The 13,900-nt window shown below is 39.0% G+C and carries 13 protein-coding genes; 4 read left to right on the top strand and 9 right to left on the bottom strand.

The annotated features are described in order from the left end of the window. Positions 1–161: 161 nt before the first annotated feature. The gene (locus IGL37_RS01735; protein ID WP_016615937.1) at positions 162–860 is read left to right on the top strand and encodes a glucosamine-6-phosphate deaminase; all 699 of its coding nucleotides are present in this window, start codon (positions 162–164) and stop codon (positions 858–860) included. A gap of 56 nt (positions 861–916) precedes the next feature. Here the strand turns inward: IGL37_RS01735 and menC are convergent, their stop codons facing one another. From menC to menB, 6 genes are read right to left on the bottom strand one after another with little or no spacing between them, the layout of a single operon-like run. Further along, positions 917–2,020 (bottom strand): o-succinylbenzoate synthase, encoded by a 1,104-nt coding sequence (gene menC / locus IGL37_RS01730; RefSeq protein ID WP_033918195.1) that lies wholly within the window; start codon positions 2,018–2,020, stop codon positions 917–919. After that, positions 2,021–2,845 (bottom strand): 2-succinyl-6-hydroxy-2,4-cyclohexadiene-1-carboxylate synthase, encoded by an 825-nt coding sequence (menH, locus tag IGL37_RS01725; RefSeq protein ID WP_010819179.1) that lies wholly within the window; start codon positions 2,843–2,845, stop codon positions 2,021–2,023. It abuts the gene before it with no gap. After that, a complete protein-coding gene (menD, locus tag IGL37_RS01720; protein ID WP_002392502.1) occupies positions 2,833–4,566 on the bottom strand; it encodes a 2-succinyl-5-enolpyruvyl-6-hydroxy-3-cyclohexene-1-carboxylic-acid synthase in 1,734 nt (577 codons plus the stop codon). Before menD ends, menH begins: the two co-directional genes overlap by 13 nt. Next, complete coding sequence (locus tag IGL37_RS01715; protein ID WP_002364946.1) at positions 4,566–5,933, bottom strand: isochorismate synthase; 1,368 nt, start codon at positions 5,931–5,933, stop codon at positions 4,566–4,568. The genes menD and IGL37_RS01715 overlap by 1 nt, the downstream gene beginning before the upstream one ends. Beyond that, entirely contained in the window at positions 5,930–7,387 is a 1,458-nt protein-coding gene (locus IGL37_RS01710; protein ID WP_002410466.1) for an o-succinylbenzoate--CoA ligase, read from the bottom strand. Before IGL37_RS01710 ends, IGL37_RS01715 begins: the two co-directional genes overlap by 4 nt. A 4-nt stretch (positions 7,388–7,391) precedes the next feature. Next, a complete protein-coding gene (menB, locus tag IGL37_RS01705) occupies positions 7,392–8,261 on the bottom strand; it encodes a 1,4-dihydroxy-2-naphthoyl-CoA synthase (RefSeq protein ID WP_002385329.1) in 870 nt (289 codons plus the stop codon). A 110-nt stretch (positions 8,262–8,371) separates the two neighbouring features. On the opposite strand from menB, the gene IGL37_RS01700 reads away from it, so the two are divergent. Further along, positions 8,372–8,752: a PaaI family thioesterase gene (locus IGL37_RS01700; RefSeq protein ID WP_172437429.1), complete on the top strand. Its 381-nt coding sequence runs from the start codon at positions 8,372–8,374 to the stop codon at positions 8,750–8,752. A 69-nt stretch (positions 8,753–8,821) separates the two neighbouring features. On the opposite strand, the gene IGL37_RS01695 is transcribed toward IGL37_RS01700, so the two are convergent. Continuing rightward, positions 8,822–9,421 carry a LysM peptidoglycan-binding domain-containing protein gene (locus tag IGL37_RS01695; RefSeq protein WP_002355317.1) on the bottom strand — a complete coding sequence of 200 codons (600 nt, stop codon included), beginning with the start codon at positions 9,419–9,421 and terminating at the stop codon, positions 8,822–8,824. A gap of 817 nt (positions 9,422–10,238) precedes the next feature. Between IGL37_RS01695 and IGL37_RS01690 the strand changes: the two genes are divergently transcribed. Then, the gene (locus IGL37_RS01690) at positions 10,239–11,720 is read left to right on the top strand and encodes a peptide MFS transporter (protein ID WP_002355315.1); all 1,482 of its coding nucleotides are present in this window, start codon (positions 10,239–10,241) and stop codon (positions 11,718–11,720) included. 106 nt (positions 11,721–11,826) lie between these two features. Continuing rightward, a complete protein-coding gene (locus tag IGL37_RS01685) occupies positions 11,827–12,027 on the top strand; it encodes a hypothetical protein (protein WP_002355314.1) in 201 nt (66 codons plus the stop codon). Between the two features lie 83 nt (positions 12,028–12,110). On the opposite strand, the gene IGL37_RS01680 is transcribed toward IGL37_RS01685, so the two are convergent. Both IGL37_RS01680 and IGL37_RS01675 read right to left on the bottom strand, forming a co-directional pair. Continuing rightward, entirely contained in the window at positions 12,111–12,947 is an 837-nt protein-coding gene (locus IGL37_RS01680) for a sugar phosphate isomerase/epimerase family protein (RefSeq protein WP_002413484.1), read from the bottom strand. A 1-nt stretch (position 12,948) separates the two neighbouring features. Further along, a complete protein-coding gene (locus IGL37_RS01675) occupies positions 12,949–13,827 on the bottom strand; it encodes an AraC family transcriptional regulator (RefSeq protein WP_002358417.1) in 879 nt (292 codons plus the stop codon). Between the last annotated feature and the right edge of the window lie 73 nt (positions 13,828–13,900).

Raw genomic sequence — 13,900 nt, 5'->3', positions numbered from 1 at the left:
TGTAGGTTATCTTAAGCTTTAAAAAGAGGGGCAGTCGTCGTTTTGACGGCTGCTCCTCTTTCTTTTGCATACCGTTAATTAAATCCTTTTTGTGAAGAGCTTGACATGGGATGGTTCCCACAAATTATACTTAGCTTATTCAAAGAATGGAGTGAGCAAGTATGAAAATTTTAATTAAACAAGATTTCGACGCGATGAGCGAATGGGCAAAAATGTTACTTCTAAGCACGATGAGCCAAGATAAACGAGTGAATTTATCAATTACCGCTGGCAAAACGCCAGCACTTGTTTACCAAAAATTAGCCTCGATTGTGAAAAACTCATCTGACTTTGATAATGTTCATTATTATAACTTTGATGAAATCCCCGTTCCTCATCAAAAGGAAGGCATTACTCTGACAGATTTGCGGACGCTGTATTTGACACCTGCGGAAATATCCGAGCAAAACATCCATCCATTAACTGTCGAAAACTTTCAACAACAAGAACAACGGATTGCTGACGCAGGCGGCTTAGATTTGATGTTAATTGGCTTAGGAGCAGATGGTCATTTTTGTGGGAACATGCCCACTACCACTCATTTTAAAAATGAAACCTACCAAGTGACCGTCACTGGTTCAGAGCCTTGGTTTGTTCCTGAAATGATGCAGCCAGGCATGACCTTTGTTACGATGGGGCCAGCCAGCATCATGAAAGTTAAGCATCTTGTCCTAATTGTAAATGGTGAACAAAAAGCTCAGATGGTCAAACAAGTACTCCAAGGACCTGTCACAGAAACGTATCCTGCCTCTATTCTTCAACTCCATCCAAATTTAACGGTTCTCTTGGATGAAGCCGCAGCAAGTCAATTAGAAAAATAAAAAATTGCGCCTAGATTATGCTTCTCTGCATAGTCATAGGCGCAATTTTGTTATCATTACATGATTTTTTGATACTGACTGTATTTTAGCAAATTCATCTGGGAAAGTGTAACACCAATACCAAGCCCCTGAGGCACGGTCATTGTCCCTTGCTCTAAAATAAAAGGTTCCGTGATGATATCTTCATAAAAATAGCGTTCCGTGGCTGAAATATCACCTGGAAAGGAAAAGGTAGGCTGTGACGCAAATTGCAAATTCAATGCGCGACCAACACCAGACTCAAACATACCACCTAACCAAACCAATAAATCATTTTCTTGGCAAAATGTGGCAATCTTCAACGCCTCGTGAATCCCACCTACACGAGGAATCTTCAAATTGATACTACGGCAACTGCCCAATGCTAACGCCACTTGGCAGTCTTTGAGACTACGAATATTTTCATCCAAACAAATTCTTGTCTTCAGTTCTCTTTGTAATTGTGCGTGGTCTAAAAAATCATCTGCAGCAAAAGGCTGTTCAATCATCGCTAATTGATAGTGATCTAAACGTTGCAATTGAGGCAAATCTGCCAATGTATACGCTGAATTTGCATCGACCATTAAAGGCAAGTTAGGAAAATGCTGACGAATCAAAGCAACAGGTTCCACATCATAACCGGGACGAATTTTCAGCTTCACTCGTTGATACCCTTTTTCTACAGCTAACTGAACTTGTTTAAGCAATTGAGGTAAGTCTTTTTGAATCCCTAAACTAATCCCTACAGGAATTTTCCTCCGCGTTGGTCCAAAAAATTCAGTTAAACTCTTCTGTTGCCGTTTGGCATATAAATCCCAGATGGCAGTTTCTAACGCAGCTTTTCCCATCCAATGTCCTTTAACTTCTTCAAAAATTGTTGAAACCTCTTGCGGCTGTTCAAGCGCTCCTGTTAAAAGTAACGGAATTAAATGCTGTTGGATGATGAAGCGTTCGGTTACCAACGTTTCTTGCACATAATCAGGTTGCTCAAAAGCCACTAATTCGCCAAACCCTTGATTTCCTTGCTCATCCGTTATTACAAATAGATCAAACGCTTTTTCTTCCAGGCGACCATAGCTCGTGACAAACGGCGTTTTTAAAGGCAAACGAACCTGATAGGTTTCAATTGATTGAATGTTCATTCAGATGGCTCCTTCCAATAACGCTGTCACCTTTTCATAGAAAATCGTTGGTTGTTCCAAATGGATACAATGTCCTGCTTCAGGAAAAATTGTCAGCCTCAACAACGGTTGACGTGCCTGCATTTTTTTCGCAATCCCAATAAATTTTTGATCTTCGCCGCCTACCAATAAATCGGTAGGAATCGGCTGCAATTCTGCTAGACGTTCCCAGTAACTCTCTTGCGCTCCTGTACCCATATACCACAAACTACTAGCCAACCCAAAGGCCGATTGGCTCAAACGTTCCTGACGAATGGCCATTTGCTGTGCCACAGACAAGGCTTTTTGCGTTTGAAATAACGGTAATTCTTGCCAAAAATCAATAAAATCCACCAGCGGTTCCTCTAAGAGACGTTCCGCCAAACGATGATCTTGACAGATACGAGTCTGACGTTCTGCGGCGGTGGCCAAACCTGGTGATCCACTTTCCAATAAAAGATGCTGTACCTTTTGTGGATAATGTAATGCAAAACCTAAAGCTGTTCGAGCGCCCATTGAATAGCCTAATAAACAAAAGCAAGGCAAATTTAGCGATTCGGTTAGTTCAGCAAGATCATGGCAAACCTGTTTCATGGTATAACGCTCTGGTGCTACCAAACTAGCAGTCGCGCCATGCCCAGGTAAATCAATGCCTAAAACATTATAAGGTGTTTGACTGGGAAAAACGGCTGCAAACGTGGCTAACGTTCCTGTGAAACCGTGTAAACAGACTACTGTCGTTCGCTTTGCATCAAAAGGTGTTAACCATTGATAATGGTACTGCATCCCCCGAATTAACCGTTCCATGAAATCCCCTGTCTTTCTACTCGTCTACCAATTTCAGCTAAAATTGATTCGTACAAATGAACATTCTCTTGGCGATTTCCTTTGACTTCGATCACTTGAAATTGTGGTTCTTCAGCCGCTGTCTGTAAAATTTGCTTGAGCTCCGCGATTGTTTTGACTTCTTGATACGAAGCACCGTAAAGTTCAGCAACTAACGAAAAATCTAAATCAAGCGGTGTTCCAAATAAAGGCTCGAAATCGTCCTCACGTAAAGTTCGTTGAGATAGAAAAGAGAAAATCCCGCCACCATTGTTATTTAATAAAACAATTGTTAACGGCAACTGATAACGTTTAGCCAAAAATAAACCATTCATATCATGATATAGCGCTAAATCACCAATCAGTAGAACGTTTTGCTGTGTCGGTGCTATGGCACTCATTCCTAAAGCAGTTGAAACAATCCCATCAATCCCGTTGATGCCGCGATTTCCAAACATCCGATAAGGGCGACTATCCATAAATCGATCTAAGTAGCGGATAGCCATACTATTAGATACAAATAACTGACCGTTCTCTTTCATTGTTTGGTGAACAGCTAAGCTGGCTGTTGTTTCATTTAATTCTGTCGCGTTCAGCGTTTCTAGAAGAACTTCAGAGACCGTTTTTTCCAGCAAGAGCCATTGTGCTAACCAAGTCGCTTCTTTTGGTTTGACAACCGTTAGCAGTTGTTCTACAAACGTGGTTTCCTTTGCCTGAATAACTGTTTGTGATTTTTTCAATTGCTCTTGCCATTGCCCATTTTCGTCCACAAAATAAAAAGCAGTCTCTGTCGTTGCTAAGCGTTTCAACCATAACATGATGTTTTTAGAAATTGGCAGCGAACCAAAACGCACTACCACTTCTGGTTCTTGTGGCAAGGTCGCCACATTTAGAAACAGATCACTGTGTGCAATAACAACTTCACTATTTTGCCCATGTGTCACAATGTTTGCTAAAGGATCCGCTAGTAACGGCCATTGCAAAGCTTCGGCTAATTGAATAAATAGCGCCGCTTCTTCCTCTGTATGACTGCCACCGACAACCAAAACACCGTTTTTCTGGTACCATTGATCCGCTAGCTGTTGCACTTGTTCTGTAGAAAGGATTGATTGACCAGCGAATAAAGCCGTTTGTTGAGAACTCTTTGTTTTTCTCTCTAAGTCAGGTAATAATGGTTCCCGCAAAGGAAAATTCAAATGAACAGGTGCTGCAGGCGTTTGTTGCGCGAATGCTGCTCCTTTAGCGCCTTGCCAATAGGCGTAATTCAATATCTCTTCTGTTGCTTCTGGCAAAGCCATTTCAACAAATAATTTCACATGATTTTGATACATTTGTAATTGGTCCATGGCTTGAGGAGCGCCAACTTGACGTAACTCATGCGGCCGATCCGTTGTTAAAACGACTAAGGGTACATGGCTAATATTGGCTTCACAAATTGCTGGATAATAGTTTGCAGCTGCTGTTCCAGAGGTACAAAGTAAGACCACTGGTTTTTGACTCGCTTTACTTAATCCTAAAGCAAAAAAAGCAGCGGAACGTTCATCGACATCGACAAAAGTTTGGATTGCGGTTTCCCGATGAAGTAATAAAGCCAGTGGTGTGGAACGGGACCCTGGACTAATGACTGCTTGTTCAACCCCACTATTTTTTAAGCCTTCAATAAAGGCCGTTAAATAATCGGTCATTGTTTCTTGATGATTCATTAAACCTGCCCTCCAATTCCTCGTAACATCGGTTGAAATTTTATTTTCGTTTCTTCTCTTTCTAGCTCTGCTTGAGAATCAGCAACAATACCACAACCTGCATAAAGAACGCCTTGCTGACCAGCAAAGACACCTGAACGCAAGGCCACAGCGAACTCGCCACTATCATCATTCCCTGAAATCCAACCGATTGGCGCACCATATAACCCACGACTCCCTGGCTCATATTGTCGAATCCATTCGACTGCCAACTCTTTGGGCTCACCACCTAAAGCTGGCGTTGGGTGTAACTGCATCACACTTTCCAAGAACGAAATTCCCGGTTTACGTTGACCCGAGATTGGCACATAAAGATGTTGTACATCTCGATTTTCCAAAATAATGGGTGCTTGAATACTGTTTTCAGAAGTCGTCATCTTCGCCAACTCTTTCGCTAAACGTTCCACCACAATTTGGTGTTCTCCGGTATTTTTGCGGTCTTGTAAAAGTTGTGCTCCTAAAGTTTTCGTTTCTTCTGGTGTTTGACCCGTTTTAATGGTTCCTGCAATACAAGCGGTCGCAAACGTTTCTTTAGTACCCAACAGAAGTCGTTCTGGTGTTGCACCAATGAAACTTGTGTCTTTGGCTTCTAAAGCAAACAAATACGTATTTTGTTGTTGTGCCATTAAATTAACGAGCACTTGGTTACTTCGAATTTTTTCAGGACTGCTCACAGCAAGTTGTCGAGCCAAAACCACTTTTTTTAAAGGGCCATCTTCTCTTAAGACTGCTACGGTTTCGTTGACAGCTTGTAGCCATTCAGTCACGGCAACTTCTTCCTTGTCAATCTTTGTTTCCGCTACAGCTGGCAACTCCTCACAGGTAGCTAACAAGCGATCAAACTGAGCCACCAAAGTCGACCAACGTTCCTCGACTTCTTGTTCACTAGAACCTGAAAAGTTCAGCGTTCCATAAATACGTGAACCTGAAAAAGTAAATAGAATACTTGGTAGATAAAACCAACCTTCCCCTAACTCTCCCCAGGCCTCAGTAGGCGTTTGTTCTGTATCAAAAGGCAAACCGCCAAACAGAAGAGCCCCTGTACCAGAAATAGACATATTTTGAAAACGAGTTGCCGCCTCTTTTTTTAAAAAGTTGTTCAATTGATGCGTTTCTGTTTCTGCGCCTTTTAAGATAGTTTCATATCCGAAGCCAACCAAAGCAAAATCTTTTTTCGGCGTTTGCCAAAAAAAACGTTCTCCTTGGTATGCCTTTTCACCAGCGGCAAAAATTGCCAAGGCTGTTTGTTCTGTTTCTAATGGAAAAACCCAACTGAACTGACGGGCATTCTTCTGATAGGCTTGTCGTAATTCATCAGGCAATTTCATCTGATTAAAAACGCCTCTCTTTCTTCTGTCATGAAACGATGTTTGGCAATCTTTCCACTTGCTGTTTGCGGGAAAGAATGACAAAAATAAATGCGTTTCGGTCGTTTATATTTTGCCAGTTTTCGTGAACACTGGTCTTGAATTTGCGCTAAGGTGATTTCTTGGTCACTAATCACATATGCAACTGGGACGGCTCCCCATTGCGCATCTGGTTCTCCTACAACTGCCGCTGCTTTAATTCCTGTTATCGCCTGTAACACCTGTTCAACCTCAGTGGGGTAAATATTTTCACCACCAGAGATAATGAGTTCACTTAAACGACTAACCAAATACAGGTAACCTTGTGCATCTAAATAGCCCATGTCGCCTGTTTTAAACCAACCATCTGCTGTCCATTTTTCAGGTTGACGCTGGTTAAGGTAACCTGAAACAACGTTTGGTCCCTTAAGTAAAATTTCCCCGACTTGCTTTTCTGGCTGTTCTTGTCCTAGTTCATCAACAATCTTGATCTGCATATCTTTTAACGGTTGCCCAGCAGAGCCGATTTTCAGCGCCGCATCTTCAAATTTCAAGGCAACAACTTGCGAACACGTTTCCGTCATCCCGTAAGATTGAATGACTGGAATCCCTTTTTCCTCACACTGCGCTAATTTATCCGGAGCAATCGGTCCGCCGCCTAATAGCATTCCTTTAAAGCTGGCGCTGTAGCCAGCTTCAGGATAGACAGACAATAATTGTTGCAACATTGTCGCAACCACTGAAATGACGGTTCCACGGCCTTCTTGTAAATCTTGTGTCACTTGCTGTTCATCAAATTTATCGTAAAGGCGAATACTACAACCTAAGACGAGTTGTCGAACAACAATCGACAATCCGCTAATGTGAAATAATGGGACTGCACACAACCAACAATCTTCAGCAGTAATCCCCATATTTTCTTGAGTGCCTCTAGCACTGGCCAAATGATTTTTAAACCGTTGCAAGACCCCTTTAGGCTGTCCTGTAGTTCCAGATGTATACATAATAGAAGCCACCGACTCTAAGTCACTTGGCTGTTGAAACTCCTGATGTGAAAGACTATGCTGTTTTTTAATCATTGGCTGAACGTCGACAAAAGAAATTTCTTCTAACAAAGCCTGCGTTTCAGGCGCACCAATAATCGTTTTAACTTGCGCATCTTTTAACTGAAAAGTCAGTTCAGCAAGTGTCAAATGCGTATTTAAAAATAATAACTCTTTCCCCAATTCCCATAAGGCTAGAATTGAAAAATACAACTCTTTGCTGTTCTTACTGAATAAAGCCACACGTTTTTCTTCTGGTGCAAGCACCTGTTGATATGTGGCTACCCAATGGCTGACTTCTTGTTGCACTTCTAAAAACGTCCAAGATTCATCCTGAAAATAAAAAGCAGGATGATCGGGACGTTTTTGTACTTGTTTATTTAACCAAGTCATTGGTTTATGGGAATTTAGGGAATTGATCGAAATCTGGTGTCCGTTTTTCTTTAAATGCATCTCGGCCTTCTTGTGCTTCAGCCATTGTATAGTAAAGAAGTGTCGCATCACCAGCTAATTGTTGCACACCAGCCAAGCCATCTGTATCGGCATTTAAAGAGGCTTTAATCATCCGTAAAGCAATCGGGCTTTTGGTTAACATTTCTTCTGCCCACTCCATTGTCACATCTTCTACTTGTTCCAATGGAACAACTGTATTAATCCAGCCCATATCTAAAGCTTCTTGAGCAGAATACTGTTTACACATAAACCAAACTTCTTTTGCTTTTTTATGGCCGATAACACGCGCTAAGTAACCTGAGCCGTATCCACCATCAAAGCTACCGACATTTGGTCCTGTTTGCCCAAACTTAGCATTTTCCGCCGCAATTGTTAAATCACAAACTAATTGTAAAACATTGCCGCCACCAATGGACCAGCCTTTCACCATTGCGATGACTGGTTTGGGAATGACACGGATTAACCGTTGTAAATCTAACACATTTAAACGTGGAATGTTGTCTTCGCCAACGTAACCACCATTACCTCGAACTTTTTGATCGCCACCAGAACAGAATGCTTGGTCACCTGCGCCTGTTAAAATAATAACCCCGACATCTTCTTTATCACGACTAATGTTGAATGCATCAATCATTTCCATGACTGTTTTCGGTGTGAATGCGTTGTGAACATGCGGGCGGTTGATAGTAATTTTTGCTACTTTGCCTGCTTGCTCAAATAAAATTTCATCATATTCTTTAATTGTTGTCCAGTTTCTCATTAGGAAACCTCCTTCATTAATCTCATCTTTTCTATTATACACAAGAATCGGCACTTTAGAGAAAAAGTCGCTTGAATTTTAAGAAAAAACATGGCTATTTCAAATTTTCTTCATTCCTGTATAATAAATAAAAAACCTTTTATTCTCTCTTTTATTAGAAAGGACTGATTACTATTCATCTTTTAGAGTATTTAGGCATCACGATTCAACAGGTTTCTGCTGAGAAATGTCAGCTTACTTTAGCGGTAAAAGACGTGCATAAACAACCCTATGGCCTTGTCCACGGAGGCTTAAACGGCATCTTAATTGAAACTGCCTGTAGTTTAGGTGCGAACGAAAACGTTCCTGAAAACACTTTTGCTGTCGGCATAGACTTACAAGTAAATCATCTTCGTAGTGTCCATGATGGTAGCCTTACCGTGATTGCGACGCCCGATCACTCGGGAAAGACCCTTCAAGTTTGGGAAGCAAAAATATATAACGCAGACCACCAATTGACGAGCGTGGGGCGTTGTACCTTAACAAATCGACAAAAAAAACAGTAATCTTTACAGGTTACTGTTTTTTTGTTTATGGTTTTTAATAAGTAATTAGATTACTTCGTTTATTTAATTTTAGTACCAACCATTTGCTAACCAGAATGATTTAGCTGCATCCCATGAACCATAGCGACCTGCTACGTACTGATCTGCCACGCGTTCTTGGTTGGCAGGTGAATAGTCACCATTTAAATAAGAGGCAGATAATTGGTAACGACCGATATACTGACCGTTTGTTGCATCGTAAGAACCACTAGATTCACGTTGTGCGATCCACTCTTTTGCATCACTGCTTGCGGCAGGTGCTGCTGGTTGCGCTACTTCTTGAGCAACAGGTTGTTGTACTTCTTGTTGTACTGGTTGTGCAACAGGTTGTTCAACTACTTGTTGAACTGGTGCAACTTCTACAGCTGGTGCTGGAGTATTAGCAACTTCTTTTTCTGAACGAATAACTAATTGTTCTCCTTCAAAAATTAAATCAAGGTTTGGCAATTTGTTATCAGAAGCAATTTTTTGAATTAAGCTATTGTCTCCTGCAAATTGATGAGAAATTGTTGATAAAGTATCTCCTGCTTTAACTGTATATAAGCTTTCTGCGTTTGCGTCTGTTCCTAAGAATAATCCTAAACCTGCGGCCAAAGTTGTTCCAAGTAAAATCGTTTTGATTGATTTCATGTATGTTTCTCCTTTGTAATTAAAAATATTTGATTGTTGCTCTTAGCACTCGGCAACAACCACGTCTGCTTCGCTTTATCGAAACGACTTCACATACTTTATCATCGAATGGCCGGCCGTAGGTGAATATCTCGTGACAATTTATTACTAGAATGTCGGTTTTGTTACATTTTGTAATAAAAAGCTGCTGGAAGCTTGATATTATCCTGTTTATATTTTGCGAAAAAAAGTTAAAAAAACAGGATTTTATTTTCGAGAAACCGTTTTCTAACCCTTGATTAGCCCTTAAATGTCGGTTTTTTTACATTCGTTTCAGTCAAAAAGTAACAAAATGTTAAAGATACTAGACATGAGAATGTTTTTTTCAAAAACTCAGGCCTAAAAAGAACGGGTGTTTTCTTTGAATTTTTTTATCATTCACTATTTTTATTTTTCCTTCTATTATATAGATAAATTTTTTGTCGTATTCATTTTTCAATTCTGAAAAAACACTAAGCACTTCCTATTGAAACAAAAAGAGTTAAACAAAAAAATCTTATATTTTGCTTGTTATTTATTCATTTTAATCTTATTCAAAAAAGGAACAGCTAAAGCAACTATGAAAACAAAGTATTGAAAATAAAGCAGAATAAATATTCATTTTTATCATAATTCACGAATAAAAAACAAACAATCGCTCGAACGCTTGTTATTTAAAAACATAATCAGTTTTTTCTCTTTCTATTTTCCAATCTATGAGTAATAAAATATATGAATCTACATTTAAGTCATTTTATTATCAAATATTCTGAATATTATAAGAATTGGAGTTTTATCTATGAGTGACAAAGAACAACTTGAGAAATTAGACAAATCCTTTCTGGGACAACCGAAAGGACTAGCAACACTGTTCTTCACAGAAATGTGGGAACGTTTCAGTTACTACGGCATGCGTGCTATTCTAATGTATTACATTTACGATACCGTAGCCAATGGCGGTTTAGGTCTCCCCAAAGCAACTGCCTTAGCCATCATGTCCATTTATGGATCAATGGTTTTCATGTCCAGTATCATTGGCGGTTGGGTCTCTGACCGTGTCTTAGGTTCAAGGAAAACTGTTTTTATTGGTGGTTTGCTAATCATTGCTGGACATATTGTTCTCGCTACCCCATTTGGTGTCCCCGCCTTATTCGTTTCTATTATGTTGATTGTATTTGGGACTGGGATGTTAAAACCAAACGTTTCAGGGATGGTTGGCCATCTTTATTCAAAAACTGACTTACGTAGAGATGCAGGCTTCTCCATTTTTTACATGGGGATTAATATCGGAGCCTTAATCGCTCCCCTTGTTGTCGGAACTTTAGGACAAGAATATAATTATCATTTAGGCTTTTCCGTTGCCGCAGTAGGGATGTTCTTCGGGCTACTACAATATTATTTCCAAGGACGTAAATCTCTTGCTGGGATTGGTCAAGCCCCAACTAATCCAATGTCTAAAGAAGAGCAAAAGAAATTTGCTAAAGCATTTATGTTGGCAATTGTCGTTGCTTTACTTATTTTTGGTGGCGCCTATGTCACAGGACATTTAACAATTGATTTCTTTATTAATACCATCAGCGTGTTAGGAATCCTGTTACCAGTTTATTATTTCAGCAAAATGTTAACGTCTAAAGATGTCACTGCTGAAGAAAAACCAAAAGTTCTGGCTTATTTGCCATTATTCTTAGCAGCAATTGTTTTCTGGTCATTGGAAGAACAAGGTTCGTCTATTCTTGCTCTATTTGCAAATGAACGGACGCAAACGAGTTTGTTTGGCTTCCCGATTGCCGCTAGCTGGTTCCAATCATTAAATCCTGTATTCGTAGTTATTTTGACCCCTATTTTTGTTACATTATGGACAAAACTAGGTAAACGTCAACCATCAACAGTTGTGAAGTTTTCACTAGGGCTAGTCTTTGCTGGTCTTTCCTTCGTCTTATTAATGTTGCCAGGTCTACTTTATGGTACCGAAGGACGGGTGAGTCCACTTTGGTTATTCTTTAGTTTCTTCATTATGATTGTCGGAGAAATGTGTTTATCTCCCGTTGGCTTATCGATTACTACAAAATTAGCACCGAAAGCTTTCGAAGCTCAAACCGTTGCTATTTGGTTATTAGCAGATGCCGCTTCACAAGCCATTAACGCTCAAATTGCTCGTTTCTATACACCTGGAACAGAGTCAGCATATTTTGGGATTGTCGGACTTGTAGCTGTCGTTGCTGGGATTCTCTTATTCATTGTGAAAAAACCAATCCAAAACTTAATGGGTGACGTCCGTTAAACCGTCAAAAAAGTTGCCTTTCTCTTTTTTGAAAGGCAACTTTTTTATACAGCGTTTTGATAACGTTTTCATCAAGTGGTATACTAAATAGAAGGAGGACGAGGACATGCGTTACTTAATTGGCGGTATTTTTTTATTGATTAGTATCTGGCAATTCATTGTTACTGGACGAACATTTTCCTACTTAAAGAAAGAGGGCGGCAAAAGAACCTCACCATTTATTCTGTTAGGACTATGGAGTAGCTTAGTGTTTGCTATTATTTCATTTGCTGTGGCGATTGCTTCTTTCTTTTATGTGAGTTTTTAAGGCAAGTATATTTTATATTTTTTCTTATTAAGCAACGAAAAACATCTCAAAAAATCGAGATGTTTTTTGTTGCACATTTTTATCTAAATGGAATGATATTGCGAAACTTTTTGATAGGCACTTGCTATTTTTTCAAATGGTGTTTCCTCAAAAATAGTGAACAGTCCGGGCTTATGTTTATTCAAAAATTGAATGGTTTCTTTAAGAGGTACCTGCCCTTCGCCAATGGCTACCGGAAATATCTTCTGATTTCTTATAATGAAATCTTTCAAATGAAAAGCAACGATTTTTTCACCAAAACACTCAAACGCTTCTTCTACTATTTCCAAATACGTTTTATCTATATCCACTCGAATTAAGTTGGTAGGATCCAAAATAATGCCTAAATTAGTTGAAGCAACCTCGTCAATCAATCGTTGCATTTTTTCAATTGTATGAATTGGATGATTGATTCCTGGTTCAATCCCAACAATTATCCCATACTTTTCAGCTTCTCGACATAATCTTCTAACAGAAAATAAAACTTCTTCGTAGGCTTCTTCTGTATAATTATCTTCAGTGTAATAAATCGTTTCATATATACTGCCTGTTTCAGTTGCAACGATTTTTGCCCCAAACATTGAAGCGTAACGAATGTATGTTTCAAATTGATGCAGTCGTTTTTCTCGCTCTTCTAAATCTGGATGAATCAGATTAATATAACAACTTAGGACACTAATCGTAATCTTTTCATCTTCGAAAATATTCTTCAATTGACTTCCTAGTCCTGGAGATAGAACAGCAGCACTTGCATATTCTGGATAAGAAATACCTAAGGCAAATTGAATTGAAGTTATGTTCGTTTCAGCAATTTTTTTAGCCAATTCCACAGGAGATATTTTGGTGCCAACATCATGGGCACGTACTGCAAGTGTCAACATTTTATTCAAGCCTCACTTTCTTTATAGATTCTTCGTAATGATCAAAATGAATGATCTGATTATTCTTATGTTGCACCAAAAATTCTTTTGGTGTCATATTAAACTCTTTTTTAAAGGACTTCAAAAAGTGTGGATATGATTTAAATCCACATTTCAGGTAAACATCACTAGCACTGCGATATTCTTTTAATAACTGTTTAGCGTAAAGTAGTTTCTTTTTCAGCACAAATTGATGGAAAGTAAATCCTGTATGTTTCTTAAATTCCCGCGTTACATAATACTTAGTCACAAAAAAATTTTTTTCCATCTGTTCTAAGGTTAATGGTTGATCCAAATTTTGAGAAATGTAGGTAATCATTGCTTCAATTCGTTCATTTTCAATCATTTGTTTTGGTTGGCTCTCATTCTCTTCTTTCAGAACTAATTGATTTAAGTAAATTAAAAAGTCTAACAGTTGTTGTTCATAACGAACATCCGCACCATATTCTTCTGGCAAAGGAGAATGATCTAACGGGGTCAAGTAGTTTGCTAATTTTGCTACATCCACTTTGATAACTTTACTACGACGCTGACCAAAATGTTGAAAACAAGCAGACAAGTTTGTCCGTTTACTAGACCGTTGTTGTAAAAAATCAGGTGTTAAAAAAATATACATTCGTTCGAAATCATCAGTACTCTGCTTAATAATTCGATGTAAATCATGATAATGAATGAGTAAAACGGTCCCTGCTTCAACATCAAATTGATGTCCATCTAAAAAGAACGTTGCTACCCCTTTTAACGTACAATGGACTTCATAAAAATCGTGGTAATGATAGATGGTTTTTTCTGGACTAACCATATCTTTTACATGAAAGATCTCATATTGATCTGAAATCATACTATTTACTTGTGATTTCCGGATTTCTTTTACACTCTTCAACAAGATTCACCTCTTTTTTTAGAAGTTAACT

Source organism: Enterococcus sp. AZ119 (assembly GCF_050546175.1).
Taxonomy (GTDB): Bacteria; Bacillota; Bacilli; order Lactobacillales; family Enterococcaceae; genus Enterococcus; species Enterococcus faecalis.
Note: the sequence above shows the minus strand (reverse complement) of the source record. Positions and strands in the feature narration are given on the sequence as shown.

Bases quoted from the DNA above. Each gene is read 5' to 3' on its own strand.
- menH (WP_010819179.1), bottom strand. From the start codon at position 2,845: ATGGAACGGTTAATTCGGGGGATGCAGTACCATTATCAATGGTTAACA.
- IGL37_RS01695 (WP_002355317.1), bottom strand. From the start codon at position 9,421: ATGAAATCAATCAAAACGATTTTACTTGGAACAACTTTGGCCGCAGGT.
- IGL37_RS01710 (WP_002410466.1), bottom strand. From the start codon at position 7,387: ATGACTTGGTTAAATAAACAAGTACAAAAACGTCCCGATCATCCTGCT.
- IGL37_RS01680 (WP_002413484.1), bottom strand. From the start codon at position 12,947: ATGTTGACACTTGCAGTACGTGCCCATGATGTTGGCACCAAAATATCT.
- IGL37_RS01715 (WP_002364946.1), bottom strand. From the start codon at position 5,933: ATGAAATTGCCTGATGAATTACGACAAGCCTATCAGAAGAATGCCCGT.
- IGL37_RS01685 (WP_002355314.1), top strand. From the start codon at position 11,827: ATGCGTTACTTAATTGGCGGTATTTTTTTATTGATTAGTATCTGGCAA.
- IGL37_RS01735 (WP_016615937.1), top strand. From the start codon at position 162: ATGAAAATTTTAATTAAACAAGATTTCGACGCGATGAGCGAATGGGCA.
- menC (WP_033918195.1), bottom strand. From the start codon at position 2,020: ATGAACATTCAATCAATTGAAACCTATCAGGTTCGTTTGCCTTTAAAA.
- IGL37_RS01675 (WP_002358417.1), bottom strand. From the start codon at position 13,827: ATGATTTCAGATCAATATGAGATCTTTCATGTAAAAGATATGGTTAGT.
- IGL37_RS01690 (WP_002355315.1), top strand. From the start codon at position 10,239: ATGAGTGACAAAGAACAACTTGAGAAATTAGACAAATCCTTTCTGGGA.
- menD (WP_002392502.1), bottom strand. From the start codon at position 4,566: ATGAATCATCAAGAAACAATGACCGATTATTTAACGGCCTTTATTGAA.